We start from the raw sequence: 15,558 nt of genomic DNA, 5'->3' as shown, positions 1-15,558 counted from the left end.
CCACCCATCGAAGCGCGGCGAGTTAGCCGTCTGAAACCCACAGGCAAAATGAAAGGAGCACACCATGAAGTGAGTGTTCATTGCCACGCTTGGAACCCTGGCATCACTCACCACCGTCCCCGGCATTTCCGCGCCACCGAACAGGGCCAGGCATCCATCCGGACGTGGCATACGGAAAAGACTGTCGGGATCGATGACAGGAACCCCGGCATCACCGATAGCGCGGGCACCGAGTTCGCGTCTGTTCGTCCGCGCACCTCGCGCGACGATCGCCAGATGGGCGACGACAGCGTCCGCGGTTGAAACGCAGTTCATTCAAGACATCGGTAGCAGCCAGGTCGCAAACACGCTGCACCGAACAGAAAGGATACGAAAATGAAGAATACCCTTATCATCGCATTTTTCGCTTCCCTCGCCGTTGCAGGCGCCTCGGCCGCGGCCGAGGGTGAATACTACGAAGGCATTGGCGGGGCCTCCTCGCAGCGGGCGGCTAACGCACCGGCAATCAAGCACGATCGGACCTTCTTCTATTCCGCCAAGGAAAAGGGAGCTGTCGCGGCCGAAGCCGACAGCGGCGACTACTACGAGGGCATTACCCGCCCCAACTGAGTGTCGCGCTGTCAGCGGGAATGGCGCTCCGTTGCGAACCATTCTCGCCCGATCGTGCATCGCGGTGCCGCACAATGTGCGGCACCGCTTTTCGTTTCGTCATCGCGAGAAATGCCGCCAATGCAAGTGGAAGCCCGGCCATGTCTATTCATTCCGGGCTGGCTCAATTCCGGCTACTCCGTCCGGTGTGGGCGCCGAATGGCTCTCACCGTTCCGCTGCTTCCCCCGCCGCAGAAGAACTGGTCGCCGCCATCGGACTCAAGTCCTGACACGCCCGCATCCGGCGGCATATCGAGCTTCTCCAGGACCCTGCCCGACTGCGGATCGATCCGCCGGACATCGCTTCCATCACCATCCCATGTGGCGTGCCAAAGTTCACCGTCCACCCAGCTCACGCCCGTGACGAAGCGATTGGACTGGATGGTGCGCAAGACAGCGCCCGTTTCGGGATCGACCTGGTGAATCTTGCTGTTGCGGTATTCTCCGACCCACAGCGTCCCCTCCGCCCAGGCAAGGCCGGAGTCACCACCGCCTCCGGGTGCCGGGATGCTGGAAAGGACAGTGCCGGTTTGAGGGTCGATCTTCTGGATGCGATCCTCGGCGATCTGAAACAGGTGCCGGCCGTCGAAGGCCGTCCCCGCATGCGCGGCGACATCGATGGAGCGCACGACGCTTCCGCTGGCCGGGTCGAGAGCGTTCAGCCTGTCACCGGACGCGAACCAGACGAGACGGCCATCGAAGGTGAGGCCATGCACCTCGGCGATATCGGAAAAGGGACCATATTCCCGGAGGATTTCGGCGCTGGAACTTTTCATCTTGATACCCCGTGGATCATGAAACTGCCGCGACTTTAGCCGCTGTGCAGCGGAGCGGGGAGTAACAGTGTTGTCGGGAAACCGGGAATGGGCGGGGTCATCCAGCGGCGCGCGCGTCCCCGTCCGAACGACTGCACCTTGCCTGCCCTCCAAAGCTGTTCGAGCGCCCGCTGTACGCTGCGGGCACTGATACCAAGTGCGATCGCCAGAGCCGAGCTCGACCAGGCTTCGCCGTCGGCGAGCAGGGCCAGAACCGCCGCATTCTGCTCTTCCGCGTTCGGCACCAGCACGACGACCTCGCCGGCGTGGCTCGGGGATAAGGCAAAACCCCGATCCGTGGCGGTCACTTTCGCAAGGGTCCTAAGTTCCGCCCGCAGCCGTCCAATTTCCACTCGAAGCCGAGCGCGGTGCGATTCATCGGCCTGCTTTGCCCGGAAGGCGCGCTTGACGAGTAAATCCCTGCTCACGTCGCCAGGCCAGCCTTCGGCGAGTGCTCGCGCAAGAGCAAACAAAACCGGGCGGGTCGCAAGCGAGACGACCGTACCCTTGTTTCTTACAAGATTGCGGCAGGCGTCTACGACGAACGCCCCGGAAGCCAGCAATGCTTCGACCTCCTCCAACAGAAGATGACGTTCCTCTCCGCGTGCGATGAAACGTGCGGCCGGTTCGGTCATCAACAGGGAGAGGCTCTCCACCTCCGCGATCAAGCCGGGGATGCCGGCAATCCGCGCCTCGTGCTCGGCCCTGGCGAGCGCGGTGCGTGCCATCTCCGTTTGCAGACGCCGGATGGCGATCCCCGCTGCGGCGAGTTCGTAACTCGCTCTCAAGGCTGGCGTGAGCGGCGCGGGATCGATATCGGCGAGCAATCGCACGGCCTCGTCCAGGCGGCCGATCAGCAGCAGCCGACGCGCCATAAGGCACCCTGCATGCGCGGCATTGGCCCGATCGCCGCGCCGTTCGAGCACCCCTCGCGCCGCGTCGAGCGCCTTGACGGGCCATGCGAGGTCTCGCGACACAAGGGCGATTTCGGCTTCCGCGACCACGCACCGTGCGCGGGCGACTGCATCCTTCGGGCCGAACGCCCGTGCAGCGCGCTTGAGAAGGTCCTTTGCCCGAACAAGATCCCCAAGTTGCGCCATCGCGATGCCGCGCAGCGCAAGCGCGGGTGCGTCGTTACGCAAGGCAATCCTCTTCAAAGCGGAGAGAGGATCGCCCGCAGCGAGAGAATGTGCCGCGGCCGTGATCAGCGAGTCCATCGCAATCCCGTCACACTTGTTACTCCCGCCATTCGATTTCCGATGCCAGAATCATCCCACCACAGACAGAGATCAGCATCGCTGAGCGGGAATTCGCGAAATCAGGAGGTATCGATATCATGATTACATCAGTCGGGAACGGACGGGAAGGCGGACAGCCGGCCATGCAGACACCACCGGTCGTATCGCCGCAGGAGTGGGAGGCGGCCCGTCAGCAACTCCTCGTTAAAGAAAAGGCCCAGACCCGCGCCCGCGACGCCTTGGCTGCCGAGCGGCGGCGGATGCCGTGGATGGCCGTGGAGAAGGCATATGCCTTCGAGGGGCTGGCGGGCAAGGCCAGCCTGCTCGACCTGTTCGACGGCCGGCGTCAATTGATCGTCTACCGAGCCTTCTTCGAGCTTGGTGTGTTCGGCTGGCCCGAACATGCCTGCAGGGGCTGCTCCATGGTGGCCGACCAGGTTGCCCATCCGGCCCATCTGAATGCCCGCGACACCACTCTGGTTTTCGTCTCGCGGGCGCCGCAGGAGGACATCAGACGGCTGAAATCGCGCATGGGCTGGAACATTCCGTGGTTTACCATCACCGACAGTTTCGATGCGGACTTCGGTGTGGACGAGTGGCATGGCACGAACGTTTTCTACCGTGACGGTGACCGCGTGTTCCGCACCTATTTCATCAACAATCGCGGCGACGAGCAGATGGGGAGCACCTGGAACTATCTCGACATCACGCCGCTCGGCCGGCAGGAAGTGTGGGAGGATTCGCCGGAGGGCTATCCCCAAACCCCGACCTACAAGTGGTGGAATTGGCACGACAGCTATGTCGCGGATGCCGCACCCGACGAGAAATGGGTCGCGGTGTCGGATGCAGGAGAGGCCGCGTTCCGGAGCCAGGAGGGGAGCATGAAAACATGATCCGCGGGGCAGACTGGCTGCCGCTGGCAGCCTCGCCGACCTTTGCCGTCATGGCTCTGCTGACGGGTGTGGTCGGCGGTCACTCCGCGGAAATGCTCTGCTCGGATGCCCAGTTGTCGCCGCTGAGTGGAATGGCCACGATGTATGTGCTGATGGGCGTTTTCCATGCGAACCCATGGGTGAAGCTGATCCGCGAGCGTCGCGGCTCGTTCTGAAAGGAAGCCTCGCGGCTCAATTGCGCCCGGTCGTGACGGCCGGACGGGCGACCTCGCGCGGGGTCAGCCCGAAGCGGCGCCGGAACGCGGTCGCGAAATTCGCGGGGTTGGAATAGCCGGCAATGCCGCTGGCTTCCTGTACCGTCACCTCGTTCGATTTCAGAAGCGCATAGGCGCGTTCCAGCCGCTGTTGGCGCACATATTCGAAGACGCTCACGCCCTCCGATACCCGGAAGAGCCTTTGCAGGCCGCTGGCGCTGACGCCCGCTCCGCGCGCGATCATGTCGACGCTGAGCGGTGCGTCGAGGCTCTCCCGAATAAGATCGGCGGCACGCTGTAGCTTAATGCGGTCCTGACGCGTCAGAAGCGCCGATCGGTCGAACTCGGGTTCCGTCCGCAGGGTGGCGGCCAGGCTCTCCGCCACGATCTCCACCGCACGGCCTTCCAGAAAGAGATTGTGGAGCTGAGGCGCCAGCGGGCTCGGCTCAAGGATCTGCCGCACCAGTTCAACTGTTCTAGGCGTCAGCACCCATTGATGCTCGCTCAGGTGATCGTTCAGGAGCCGCTTTCCCTGGGCGGGGCTGCCGAACTTCGTCAATCCGTCGAAATCCAGCCATTCCGGCGAGGCCGACACCACGACATGGCGCAGATGTTGGCGACGCCTGGAGGAGCGCTGAAAGCGTTCCGACCGCGCACTCATGATGGCCGTTCCGGTCATCGCGTTCTTTCGATGTCCGGCGAAGTGGAAGCCGCGGTCGCCAAGCGTCAGATCGACCATTCCATCCATGAAGAAGATGCAGGAGAAGCCCTCGGGCAGCACGGACGTGGCCGTGAACGGCCGCTCCTCGGTCACGTCGCTGAAATGCAGGAACAATCCCGGCCGAAGCTCGACATGCAGAAAGTCCCCTTCCACCAGCGTGTCGTCCGGCAGGAGTCGATCGTCGGGACTGGCGATGGCGACGCCGTCCTTCCGCAGGAAGTCGCAGACCCGGAAGCGCCGCGTGCGATCGCGCTCCGCCCGCATATCGGTCCTGCCGTGCGCCAGCTTGTCGTTCATGGCCCAACACTCCACCGGCCGATGTCATTACGGCATCGGCCCGCGTTCCGGTGAATTATTCGTTTGTTTCGATGTCCAACAAAAGTTTCTTGTTGTTGCGCAAAGGTCCGGACGTTTTCCCGCGCCCTATCATGCCCTAGTAGGTATTTAACTTGAAGAAGCAGGTCAAGTTATCATTGGCATGGATCAGGGTGGCAGATCGTGGGAAACGGGCGGGTTCAGGGGCAACGGCAATCTTTGGGAGCGGCGGGAGATCGCTTGCGGGCGGCACTTCTTGGGAGCACGCTGCTATGCGCAATGACGCCTTTTACGGCCGAAGCGCAGGAGCCGGGGGTGGCCGTAAGTGGTGAAACCGTTCTCCAGACGATCGTCGTCGAAGGCGAGGGCGCATCCGGCCCTGATCGGGGGATCGTCGCCAAGCGCAGCAGGAGCGCCTCCAAAACCGATATGTCTATCCTCGAAACGCCCCAGGCGGTGAGCGTCGTCACGCGGGACCAGATGGAGGAGCAGGGCGTCAACACGGTGGCCGAAGCCCTGCGCTACACGCCCGGCGTCCATCCGGATCCGAACGGCTACGACCTTCGTTACGACTGGCTCTATGTCCGGGGGTTCAATGCGTATGGCACCATGTGGCTGGACGGCCTGCCGGTCGCCGGCGACCCCCTCAACTATGCGACGCCCAGCATCAATCTCCATTCGCTTGAGCGGGTCGAGGTGATCAAGGGGCCGGCCTCGGTGCTTTACGGCCGCACGATTCCGGGCGGGCTCGTCAACCAGGTGAGCAAGCGTCCGCAGCCGACACCTTATCGCGAGGTGACGGTCGGCACGTCCGGCTTCGGGGGCGTGCAGGGGTCCTTCGACTTTACCGGCCCGATCACCGAGGACAGCGACTGGAGCTATCGTCTTCTCGGACAGGCCAGAAACATGCAGACGCAGATCGATCACGAGCGCGACAGGCAGCTCATGATCGCTCCGAGCCTCACCTGGTCCCCGAGCGACGACACGTCGCTGACGCTCTACGGCTACTATCAGCACGACGATCCCGTCTTCAATCCGCGCTTCTATCCCGCCTACGGCACGCTGCTGCCAAATCCTTCCGGTCAGATACCGCGCGACGTCTTCCTGGGCGATCCGGACTGGGGAGGCTTCCGCCGCGATTACTTCCATCTCGGCTACGCGTTCGAGCATTCCTTCGACGAGACGTGGACCGTGCGGCAGAACCTTCGTTACGGCCGGTCCGACCAGAACATGGACCTGGTGCTGGTCAACCCGGCCTTCGCCTTTGCCGGCAGGCGTTCGAGCGATCTGAGCCGCGTCACGGCGATCTCCGACGACTGGACGTCGACCTTTGCGGTCGACACACAGCTCGAAGCCAGGTTCGATACGGGTGCGGTCGACCACACCGTGCTTTTCGGCGTCGATTACGTGCATGGCCTCTCCAGCACCAATTTCGGCAATACCGGCATGGGTACCATCGTTCCCGGCATCGACTACAACGATCCGCAATACGGCTTCCACTATCCGAGAGCCCCGGTTACCGCCTCCGGATTGCAGACGCAGGACCAGCTCGGTTTCTATCTGCAGGATCAGATCCGCTACGGCGGTTGGCTCGGCACGTTCGGTCTTCGCTACGACATGTCGGATATCAGTTCGGAAAACCGGATCAGCGGCCGTACCGTCGCGACCGAGGACAATGCCGTCACCTGGCGGGCCGGTCTCACCTATCTCTTCGACAACGGGTTTGCTCCCTATGCGAGCTATTCCACCGCCTTCCTGCCGCTGATGGGCACGGATGCCTCCGGCGATCCCTTCAAGGCGCAAACGGCGGAACAGTTCGAGATTGGCGTCAAGTATGAGCCGCCGGAAGGTCGCGGCATGGTCACGCTTTCGCTCTTCAACCTGGACCATGAGAATGCCCTGACGCCGATCGGACCGCGGCCGGCGAACCCGGTCGCCTATGCCCAGGACGGCAAGCAGCGCATCCGCGGCATCGAGATCGAAGGCAAGTATGAACTGACCCCCGAACTCGACCTTCTGGCCGCCTATGCCTATTCGGACTCCGAGGTCCTGCGCTCAACCAATGCCGCCGCCGTCGGCAACGAGGTCCTGCGCCTGCCCGAGCACCAGGCAAGCCTCTGGATCAATTATCGGCCGGCTGCGATCGAGGGCTTGTCGCTCAGCGCAGGCGTCCGCTACATGTCTTCCTATCAGACCGACGTCACCTATCTGGACGATCTGCGCATCCCCTCGCGCACCTTGGTCGACATCGGCGCCGCATACGATCTCGGCGCACTCGATCCATCCTTCAAGGGCACAAGGGTTCAGTTGAACGTCAGCAATCTCTTCGATGAGAAATATGTCTCCCATTGCCTCAACCTGACGGGCGGAAGCTGCAACTACGGCGCTGGCCGGACCATTACCGCGAGCCTGAAATACACATGGTGACGCAGTCGGCCCCGATAGTTTCGCGATGGGCCCGCAGGCTGTGGGCCCTGCTGCCTTCGATGGGCGTGCTCGCGATGGCTGTGATTGCGGCGCTCTCCTGGATGGAGCCCGCACGCGCCGAAATCCTGTTGAAGGATGCGGTCGGACGCGAGGTCCGTCTCGCATCGCCGGCCCGCCGGATCGTTACCAACGAAAGCCTGCTGCTTTATTATCTGGCGCTCATCGATCCCGATCCCGTCGCCAGGATCGCCGGATGGGCAAGGCCGCAGCGCATCGACGGCGGCGTCTACCGGGCGTTCCGGGAAAAGTTTCCGGGAATCGATGCCATTCCGGAGGTCGGTAGCGTCGTTCCGTCGAATGCCCTGGCCGAAGCAATCCTTGGGGTAAGGCCCGATCTCTTCGTCGTCAGTCTCTGGCAGCCGGAATGGGAGGAGATTGCCGGGCAGCTCGAGCGCGCTGGTGTTTCGGTGATTTTCCTCGACAGTCCGCAGACCACGAAACGCGACCCCGCGGAGGCGACTGCCTTCTCCATCGAGCTTCTGGGCCAGGCGATCGGAAGGGAAGATCAGGCACGCGAATTCGCCGCCTTCGTGCGGGCAAAATACCGGCAGGTCGCCGAGCACCTGGCCGGCATCGGCGAACGGCCGAAAGTGCTGATCGACGTTCACGCAGGCACGCTCTGTTGCTACACGCCCGGCTCGGACAACCGCATCTCCCATTATCTCGAGCTTGCGGGCGGACACAGTATCGGCGCGGACGTTGCCTCCGGCTATGACAGTCAGCTCAGCCCGGAATTCGTGGTGGGCGCCGATCCGGACATCTATATCGGCACGGGCAGCCCCCATCTCGGCGCACAGAGCGGACTGGCTCTCGGCGGCGGCATCGACGAAGAGACGGCGCGCCGTTCGCTTGAAGCGGTCACGAGCAGGAACCTGCTCGAAAATCTTTCGGCAGTGCGGGAGGGCCGCGCTTTCGCCGTGTCGCACCAGCTCGCCATCTCGGCGCTCAACCTCATCGTCTTCGAATGCTTCGCCAAGTGGACGCATCCCGAGGCGATGGCGGATGTCGATCCGGAAAGGACGATCGCCGAGATCAACCGCCGCTTTCTGGCCGTCCCGCTGGAAGGGACGTTCTGTGTCGGCATCGAGCCGACGCCCCACACGCCCTGAGAGGCGCGGACGCAAAAGTAACGGAGAAGCACGTGGCAGGTTTCTTTTCTCAGGCTCGCATCGAGCTTGCCGATCCGAAGACCGTGATCGCGGCGGTCTGTCAGCACATGACCGAACACAGCGCCGAGCTGGAGGAGGAGGGGGACACGCATCTGCTGCGCTTCAAGACCTCCAGCGCCCGCTTCGTTCCTGACGGGAAGGCCATTCGGGTCGATGTCGAGGCGACCGACATGGAAGGCATCTATTTCACCCGGCTGGCGGTCGCCTCCCACATCATCGAGTTTGCCGAGGGCCAGTCTCCACACATTGCCTGGCAAGGAGCAGGCGATGAGATTTCCCGTCCACCGAATTTTGAGATCATGGAAGTCAAAACGGTGCGGGATGTCACGCCTCACATGCGCCGGCTGACACTTCTTGGAGAGCGGGTGGAACGTTTCCTGCCGCTGGATGCGCTGCATCTCAACATTCTCGTCCAGCGCCCGGATGTGCAAGAACCGCAATGGCCGACGGTCGGCTCGGATGGGCTTATCCAATGGTCCGATCCGGCGAAGCGTCCGGAGTTCCGCAAATACACGGTGCGGTCGGTGGACGTGGCGGCCGGTACGATGGATCTGGATTTCGTCATCCACTCGGATGCGGGTCCCGGATCGAGCCTGGCGCAAAGCGCAAAGCCCGGCGACCGGATCGGGATTGCCGGTCCGGGCGGCGGCGGGCTGGCCGATGCCGACTGGTATCTCTTCGTTGGCGACGAAACCGCCTTGCCGGCAATCGCCCGGATGCTGGAGGCTCTTTCCGATGAGGCGACGGGACTAGCCTTCATCGAGGTTGCGGACGAAGCGGAAGTCCAGCCGCTCCGCCACCCGGTCGGGCTCAAGGTGACCTGGCTGTTCCGTGGAGGAGCCCCGGCGGGTACGGCAAATCTGTTGCTACCGGCCATGGAAGGCGCCGCGTTTCCTTCCGGGGAGGAGAGGGTCTATGTCTGGGCCGGATGCGAGTTCGACGACTTTCGCGCCATCCGCAAACATGTCCGCAGCGAGCGCGGCCTGCAAAAGCATGAGCATCTGGTCGTGTCGTATTGGCGCCGGGGCGTCGAAGGGGATTAGCGCTGCCGTTCCCGCCTTATTCGACAAGCCCGAAGATCGGGCCATAGCCGCCATGCCAGGAGTAGTCGTTGCGGCCCATGGCGGGATTGTAAATCCCAACACCGCGTCCGCCATCGAGAAACAACGCGTTGGGGCATTTCAAATGGTCGCGGAAGAGTCGCGCGAAATCATGGAAATTCACCCTGTCCTCGCTGATCGCGAAACGGACGGCGCCTGAGCCGCAGACCCCGAGGCCGCTCCGGCGGGTTCTGTCTTGCGATCCGACGATGAAGGCCGGGTGTAGCTTGTTGCGGATGACGAGCATGGGGCCGGACTGGGTTGCGAACCGCACCTTGGGCCGGGGCTTCAAGAACTCCTCGGTCGGGAGCAGGCCGGCGCTTGTGCCGTCAAGAAAGAACACGCCGTTCGGCTTCTTGTAGAAATTGGGTACCGGGCCAGCCGAGCCCCGAAAGTCCGATATATCGGGGGGGCGCAGCTCCCGGCCGTTCTCGACATAAAGCCCCATGGGCGAAAAATCGGGCAGATACATTCCGGCGTTCACCGCGAACGTCAGCGCCCGTCCCTCGGCGCGCAGCGCATCGGACAGGCTTGAAAAACGGCGGTACGGCTTGCCATCGCCATTCTTCCAGAACAATCGCAGGTCGGCTTTTGCGGGATCCAGCGTGCAGACGACGTATTTCGCCGTCTCGAAGGCTTCTTCCCGGCAGGGCTGGGCACCGGCCGCCGGCTCGGACATCATCAAGGCCATCAGCATCATGGCGAAGCTGAGCGCGCCGGGTTTGCGATAATTCATCGGTGCCTCAGGGGGGTACTCAGGGATTCGGGTACTGGGCAACTCCCGGATCACGAGGCTTCTGTTCGATCGGCTCGTCGTCGTTGACCGCTGCGATGGTGAGGATGCAGGCGGCGAGAGCTGCAATGAATATCGCTCCATATGGCATGGCTGTATCTCCGTTGCCCCCGGAGGCAATTCACTACCGAAAGGTTAATTAGGTCGTAAAAATTATAGTAAACGGCAAATGCGTCCATTCTGGTCCAGGCGGCGATGGTGGGGTCGCAATCTCCGTGTCGGCATCCCGGAGCGATGTCCCAAATCGAAACATAATGCCTTAAAGCTGTGACATATTGTTCATGCTGCAGCGCAATAGTTCTGATTGGCGGTCAGTTTGGGACATGGGGCGGTTGGCCTCCCATCGGATTTGTTTCATCATTGATCGCGTTTGCGCCTCCCGAGCCTCTCCCTTCTGCCGCCGGCAGGGTTGAGGATGAAACAGGGCCTTTGATCGCCGCCGCGGCTGGTGATCCGGTTCCTTCGACCAAGCAGTAGCGAGGGCCAATTGCCGGGAATAGATTCAAATCCGCCCCGTGCCTCCATGCTCACCATCCTGTCTTCATTGCGCTCGGCGCTTCTCGGGATAGGGTTGACGAGTTCCATCATCAACATACTGGCCCTGACGGGCTCGTTCTTCATGCTGCAGGTCTATGACCGCGTCATTCCAGGCCGCAGCCTGCCCACTCTTGCCGGACTGATCATCATCGCGGCGACGCTCTTCGCATTCCTGGGCGTGCTGGAACTCATCCGTCTGAGGCTCCTTGCCCAGGTCGGGTTGTCGGTCGACGAACGGCTTGGCAAGACCGTGTTTCGCTCGCTTACGTCGGCTCCCTCGCGGGCTCGCCTCGCTCCAACGGGGCTGCAGCCGATACGGGATATGGACGACGTGCGCGGCTTCCTGTCCGGGCCGGGGCCGGCCGCGCTGTTCGACCTGCCGTGGATACCGTTTTATCTCTTCCTGTGTTTTCTTTTCCACCTATGGATCGGCGTCACCGCGCTGGCGGGGGCCCTGCTCCTCATCGCTCTCGCGATCCTGGCGGATGTGACGTCGCGCAAATCGGCGCGGGAGGCTGCGAAATTCGCGGCCGAGCGTTTGGCCTTCGCGGAGGCCGCCAAACGCAATAGCGACGCCGCGGCAGCCATGGGTTTCGGCCATCGGCTCGCTGCCCGCTGGGCGCGGATCAACGATCGCTTTCTCGCCAATCACCTGCGCGCGACGAATATCACCGGCTCGCTTTCGACCTTCTCACGGGTCGTCCGCATGATGCTGCAATCGGCGGTGCTGGCGGTGGGGGCAATCCTCGTCATCCGCCAGGAGGCGTCGGGCGGCATCATGATCGCCAGCTCCATCCTGGCGAGCCGGGCGCTTGCACCGCTGGAACTCGCCATAGGTCACTGGCGCGGTTTCGTGGCCGCGCGGCAGAGCTGGCTGCGGCTCCTTACGCTCGACGCGGCGATGGCGGTCAAAGGGCCGGAAGTCGCGCTCTCCAGGCCGAAGGAACTGGTCTCGGTCGAAAACCTGCATCTGGCCGCTCCTGGATCGAAGGCGCCGATCATCCGGAACGTTTCATTTGAAGCGAGGGCAGGGGAGGCGATCGGCATCATCGGTCCGAGCGCATCGGGAAAATCATCGCTCGCACGCGCGATCGTCGGGCTGTGGCAGCCGCTTGGCGGAAATGTCCGGCTCGATCGAGCCTGCCTGATGCAATGGGACGAAGCGGAGCTCGGCCGGCATATCGGCTACCTGCCGCAGGAGGCTTCGCTCTTCCAGGGATCGATTGCCGAGAACATCGCGCGGTTCGATCCGGACGCTGCGTCGGAAAGGGTCATCGAGGCGGCGCGCCGGGCCGGCGTCTACGAGATGATCGTGCGCTTTCCGGATGGCTTCGATACGGAGATCGGCGAGCAGGGGGCGGCACTTTCGGCGGGCCAGAGACAGCGGATCGCGCTTGCCCGCGCGCTCTATGGCGATCCCTTCCTCGTGGTTCTCGACGAGCCGAACGCCAATCTCGACGCGGAAGGCGATGCGGCACTTGCCCAGGCGGTTGCCGGTATCAAGGCGCGCGGCGGGATCGCGCTGGTGATCGCGCATCGCCCGAGTGCCCTTGCGGCCGTCGACAAGGTTCTGGTTCTCGCCGGCGGTCAGGTGCAGGCCTTCGGCCCGAAGGACAAGGTGCTGAAACCGACGCCGGCGCAGGCCGCAGGCACGGCAGTCCGGTTGCTTCGCGCCGGCGCGGAGGCGGCTGAATGATGAACGTGCGCGCCCCACTGGCCGAACGCGCCATCCGCCGCCTGACGATGCTGGCTCTCGCCGGCATCATCCTGCTGGTCGGCGTCCTCGGAGGGCTCGCCGCCACGATCAATCTCAGCGGGGCGGTGATCGCGGCGGGAACCCTCGTGGTCGATAGCTATCCGAAGCCGGTCCAGCATCAGCGCGGCGGGACGGTTGCCGCGCTTTTCGTCAAGAACGGCGACCGCGTCGATGCGGGAGAGGTGCTCATTCGCCTCGACGATACGCAGATGCGCGCGAATTTCGCCATCGTGTCGAGACGGCTCTTTGAGCTTTCGGCCCGCATCGCGCGGCTGACCGCCGAGCGCGACGGCAGGGAAGCGATCGCTTTCCCTGCCCCCCCGGCCGGGGCCGACGCGAGCGTGATGGAGGAAGAGCGCAAGCTCTTTGCCGATCGCCGTTCCTCCCGGAAAGGGCGCGAGGCACAGCTCGACGAACGCATACGCCAGCTTGGCATGCAGGCCGAGGGGCTAACGGCGCAGCAGCAGGGAAAGCGCAAGGCGATCGCCATTATCGAAAAGGAGCTTTCCAGCCTGCGGCCGTTGGCGGAACAGGGCGTCATTCCCGGCACCAGGGTCTATGCGCTCGAACGCGAGGCGGCGGACCTCGAAGGCGAACTCGGCAGCCTCGTGGCCTCGTCGGCTGAGATCAAGGGAAAGATCGCCGAAACCGAACTGCAGATCATCCAGATCGGCGACGATCACCGCAGCGAGGTGTCGGACGAGCTTCGCCGGGCCCAAGCCGAAACCGGGGAATATTCGGAGCGGCTGGTCGCGGCCGAGGACCAGTTGAGACAGACCGATATCCGGTCGCCGCAGGCGGGGATCGTTCATCAGCTTGCCGTTCATGCCGCCGGTGCCGTCGTCACGCCCGGAGAGCCCGTCATGCGGATCGTGCCCGACCGCGATGCGCTGACCCCGGAACTCAGGCTTTCGCCGCGCGACAGGGATCAGGTGAGCGTCGGCCAGGATGTCGAGCTGCGCTTCTCCGCCTTCAATCAGCCCACCACGCCGGCACTGACGGGTCAGGTCATGAGCGTGGCGGCGGATCTGACCAAGGACGAGCGTACCGGCGAAAATTACTACAGCATCCGGGTCCATGTGCCATCGGCGGAGTGGTCGCGGCTCGGCAAGCTGATGCCCGCCGCCGGCATGCCGGTGGAGGCCTTCATCCGCACCAGCGAGCATACGGTTCTCGCCTATCTGGCGAAACCTTTCGCGGACCAGATGGCCCGCGCATTCAGGGAGGAATAGCCGCAAACGCCGCCCGTGCCGGAGAAGTTGCAGGCACGGGCGTCTTCGAAAATTGACGATCACCAAAGGAGTAGACAATGCCCCAAACGATACAGAATGCCGTCGGCGACACGCTTTTCTATAGCGGTGCGTCAGGCGCCTGGTTCTCCGCCAGAGGCTCCGGGCCGGAGCTTTACGGCACGGCGGGCAATGACTCGATCTGGGGCGACGCCTCCGTGAACGTGACCATGTATGGCGGTACGGGCGACGATATCTATTACCTCTATTCGAACATCAACCGCGCGGTCGAAGCCCCCGGCGCCGGCGTCGATACCATCGACACCTGGATGAGCTACACGCTTCCCGAAAACTTCGAGAACCTGAGGGTCACTGGCGATGGCCGCTACGCCTTCGGCAACGAAATCGACAACATCATTTCCGGCGGATCGGGAAGCCAGACGATCGACGGCGGCGGTGGAAACGACGTGCTGATCGGCGGCGGGGGCGCCGACACCTTCATATTCACGCGCGGCAATGGCAGCGATCTCATCACCGATTTCGGCAGCGACGATACGATCCGCCTGAACGGCTATGCGTTTTCGTCGCTGGAGCAGATCGTCGGCAGCTCCACCCAGGAGGGAGCCAATCTCCGGATCGCGCTGGGCGATGGGGAGAGCCTCGTTCTCGCCGACACGACGGCCGCCGACCTCAGCGCCGATCAGTTCCAGCTGACGCTCGACCGCTCCGGATTCACGCAGACATTTGCCGATGAATTCGACAGCTTGTCGCTGCGAAACGGAGACCAGGGCACCTGGGATGCGAAATTCTGGTGGGCTCCCGAACACGGCGGCACGCTGACCGAGAACGGCGAGCTGCAGTGGTACATCAACCCCTCCTATGCGGGGACCTCGTCGGTCAATCCGTTCTCGGTCGGCGACGGCGTGTTGACGATCACGGCAGCGCCGACGCCGGACGCGATCAGCGAGGAAGTGAACGGTTACGACTATACCTCCGGCCTGCTCAATACCTATTCCTCCTTCGCCCAGACCTACGGTTACTTCGAAATCCGGGCCGACATGCCGACCGATCAGGGCACCTGGCCGGCCTTCTGGCTCCTGCCCGCGGACGGTTCATGGCCGCCCGAACTCGATGTGGTCGAGATGCGGGGCCAGGACCCGAATACGGTGCACGTGACCGTTCATACGCAGGAGACCGGTTCGCGCACCAGCGAGACGAGCGCCGTCAAGGTTCCGAGCACGGATGGTTTCCATACATACGGCGTGCTCTGGGATGAGGATCAGATCGTCTGGTATTTCGACGATGTGGCGATCGCACGCGCCGATACGCCGGCGGACATGCACGATCCCATGTACATGCTGGTGAACCTTGCGGTCGGCGGCACGGCCGGCACTCCGGGTGCGGCCCTGCAGGATGGGGCCGAGCTCAAGGTCGACTATATAAGGGCATATTCGCTGGAGGATGCGCCGGTCGCGAGCGGTTCCGTGGCTTCGTCAGATTGGGACATCTGAGGAGCCCGGACAAGAGCAAGATCGAAGAGTGGGCGGCGGCCGAATTGCGGGCGGCCGTTCCACCTGTCGTTGCGGTCGGCGACGGCATCCGA

General features: G+C 63.3%; 15 protein-coding genes. 10 read left to right on the top strand and 5 right to left on the bottom strand.

The genetic code is table 11. The features are described from left to right. Window positions 1-69: 69 nt before the first annotated feature. Complete coding sequence (locus tag YH62_RS30305; protein ID WP_137326551.1) at window positions 70-303, top strand: hypothetical protein; 234 nt, start codon at window positions 70-72, stop codon at window positions 301-303. A gap of 72 nt (window positions 304-375) precedes the next feature. Next, window positions 376-609, top strand: a complete 234-nt coding sequence (locus tag YH62_RS24450) for a hypothetical protein (protein ID WP_046796918.1) — start codon at window positions 376-378, stop codon at window positions 607-609. 173 nt (window positions 610-782) lie between these two features. Here YH62_RS24450 and YH62_RS24445 read toward each other — a convergent pair whose 3' ends face one another. Continuing rightward, complete coding sequence (locus YH62_RS24445) at window positions 783-1,424, bottom strand: PQQ-binding-like beta-propeller repeat protein (RefSeq protein WP_046796917.1); 642 nt, start codon at window positions 1,422-1,424, stop codon at window positions 783-785. A 35-nt stretch (window positions 1,425-1,459) separates the two neighbouring features. Continuing rightward, entirely contained in the window at window positions 1,460-2,680 is a 1,221-nt protein-coding gene (locus YH62_RS24440) for a hypothetical protein (RefSeq protein ID WP_046796916.1), read from the bottom strand. A 119-nt stretch (window positions 2,681-2,799) separates the two neighbouring features. Here YH62_RS24440 and YH62_RS24435 point away from each other — a divergent pair, with 119 nt between their 5' ends. After that, a complete protein-coding gene (locus YH62_RS24435; RefSeq protein ID WP_046796915.1) occupies window positions 2,800-3,594 on the top strand; it encodes a DUF899 domain-containing protein in 795 nt (264 codons plus the stop codon). Beyond that, window positions 3,591-3,809: a hypothetical protein gene (locus YH62_RS24430; RefSeq protein WP_046796914.1), complete on the top strand. Its 219-nt coding sequence runs from the start codon at window positions 3,591-3,593 to the stop codon at window positions 3,807-3,809. Before YH62_RS24435 ends, YH62_RS24430 begins: the two co-directional genes overlap by 4 nt. A 16-nt stretch (window positions 3,810-3,825) precedes the next feature. Here YH62_RS24430 and YH62_RS24425 read toward each other — a convergent pair whose 3' ends face one another. After that, window positions 3,826-4,866 (bottom strand): AraC family transcriptional regulator, encoded by a 1,041-nt coding sequence (locus YH62_RS24425; RefSeq protein WP_046796913.1) that lies wholly within the window; start codon window positions 4,864-4,866, stop codon window positions 3,826-3,828. A 333-nt stretch (window positions 4,867-5,199) separates the two neighbouring features. On the opposite strand from YH62_RS24425, the gene YH62_RS24420 reads away from it, so the two are divergent. The 3 genes from YH62_RS24420 to YH62_RS24410 all read left to right on the top strand — a co-directional run bounded on the left by YH62_RS24420 (window position 5,200) and on the right by YH62_RS24410 (window position 9,583). Further along, complete coding sequence (locus YH62_RS24420) at window positions 5,200-7,311, top strand: TonB-dependent siderophore receptor (protein WP_245282174.1); 2,112 nt, start codon at window positions 5,200-5,202, stop codon at window positions 7,309-7,311. Window positions 7,312-7,385: 74 nt separating this feature from the next. Further along, a complete protein-coding gene (locus YH62_RS30870; RefSeq protein ID WP_245282173.1) occupies window positions 7,386-8,480 on the top strand; it encodes an ABC transporter substrate-binding protein in 1,095 nt (364 codons plus the stop codon). A gap of 32 nt (window positions 8,481-8,512) precedes the next feature. Further along, window positions 8,513-9,583 (top strand): siderophore-interacting protein, encoded by a 1,071-nt coding sequence (locus tag YH62_RS24410; RefSeq protein WP_046796911.1) that lies wholly within the window; start codon window positions 8,513-8,515, stop codon window positions 9,581-9,583. 16 nt (window positions 9,584-9,599) lie between these two features. Here the strand turns inward: YH62_RS24410 and YH62_RS24405 are convergent, their stop codons facing one another. Continuing rightward, window positions 9,600-10,376 carry a phosphodiester glycosidase family protein gene (locus YH62_RS24405; protein ID WP_046796910.1) on the bottom strand — a complete coding sequence of 259 codons (777 nt, stop codon included), beginning with the start codon at window positions 10,374-10,376 and terminating at the stop codon, window positions 9,600-9,602. Window positions 10,377-10,395: 19 nt separating this feature from the next. After that, window positions 10,396-10,524 (bottom strand): hypothetical protein, encoded by a 129-nt coding sequence (locus tag YH62_RS31065; protein WP_280950080.1) that lies wholly within the window; start codon window positions 10,522-10,524, stop codon window positions 10,396-10,398. A 432-nt stretch (window positions 10,525-10,956) separates the two neighbouring features. Here YH62_RS31065 and YH62_RS24400 point away from each other — a divergent pair, with 432 nt between their 5' ends. From YH62_RS24400 to YH62_RS24390, 3 genes are all read left to right on the top strand, one after another. Then, entirely contained in the window at window positions 10,957-12,666 is a 1,710-nt protein-coding gene (locus YH62_RS24400; RefSeq protein ID WP_046796909.1) for a type I secretion system permease/ATPase, read from the top strand. Continuing rightward, window positions 12,663-13,958 carry an HlyD family type I secretion periplasmic adaptor subunit gene (locus YH62_RS24395; protein ID WP_046796908.1) on the top strand — a complete coding sequence of 432 codons (1,296 nt, stop codon included), beginning with the start codon at window positions 12,663-12,665 and terminating at the stop codon, window positions 13,956-13,958. The genes YH62_RS24400 and YH62_RS24395 overlap by 4 nt, the downstream gene beginning before the upstream one ends. A 77-nt stretch (window positions 13,959-14,035) precedes the next feature. Next, complete coding sequence (locus YH62_RS24390; RefSeq protein ID WP_046796907.1) at window positions 14,036-15,466, top strand: family 16 glycosylhydrolase; 1,431 nt, start codon at window positions 14,036-14,038, stop codon at window positions 15,464-15,466. Window positions 15,467-15,558 lie beyond the last annotated feature (92 nt).

Source organism: Rhizobium sp. LC145 (genome assembly GCF_001005825.1).
GTDB lineage: Bacteria > Pseudomonadota > Alphaproteobacteria > Rhizobiales > Rhizobiaceae > Neorhizobium.
Note: the sequence above shows the minus strand (reverse complement) of the source record. Positions and strands in the feature narration are given on the sequence as shown.

Bases quoted from the DNA above. Each gene is read 5' to 3' on its own strand.
- YH62_RS24450 (WP_046796918.1), top strand. From the start codon at position 376: ATGAAGAATACCCTTATCATCGCATTTTTCGCTTCCCTCGCCGTTGCA.
- YH62_RS24445 (WP_046796917.1), bottom strand. From the start codon at position 1,424: ATGAAAAGTTCCAGCGCCGAAATCCTCCGGGAATATGGTCCCTTTTCC.
- YH62_RS24440 (WP_046796916.1), bottom strand. From the start codon at position 2,680: ATGGACTCGCTGATCACGGCCGCGGCACATTCTCTCGCTGCGGGCGAT.
- YH62_RS24435 (WP_046796915.1), top strand. From the start codon at position 2,800: ATGATTACATCAGTCGGGAACGGACGGGAAGGCGGACAGCCGGCCATG.
- YH62_RS24430 (WP_046796914.1), top strand. From the start codon at position 3,591: ATGATCCGCGGGGCAGACTGGCTGCCGCTGGCAGCCTCGCCGACCTTT.
- YH62_RS24425 (WP_046796913.1), bottom strand. From the start codon at position 4,866: ATGAACGACAAGCTGGCGCACGGCAGGACCGATATGCGGGCGGAGCGC.
- YH62_RS30870 (WP_245282173.1), top strand. From the start codon at position 7,386: ATGGCTGTGATTGCGGCGCTCTCCTGGATGGAGCCCGCACGCGCCGAA.
- YH62_RS24405 (WP_046796910.1), bottom strand. From the start codon at position 10,376: ATGAATTATCGCAAACCCGGCGCGCTCAGCTTCGCCATGATGCTGATG.
- YH62_RS31065 (WP_280950080.1), bottom strand. From the start codon at position 10,524: ATGCCATATGGAGCGATATTCATTGCAGCTCTCGCCGCCTGCATCCTC.
- YH62_RS24400 (WP_046796909.1), top strand. From the start codon at position 10,957: ATGCTCACCATCCTGTCTTCATTGCGCTCGGCGCTTCTCGGGATAGGG.
- YH62_RS24395 (WP_046796908.1), top strand. From the start codon at position 12,663: ATGATGAACGTGCGCGCCCCACTGGCCGAACGCGCCATCCGCCGCCTG.
- YH62_RS24390 (WP_046796907.1), top strand. From the start codon at position 14,036: ATGCCCCAAACGATACAGAATGCCGTCGGCGACACGCTTTTCTATAGC.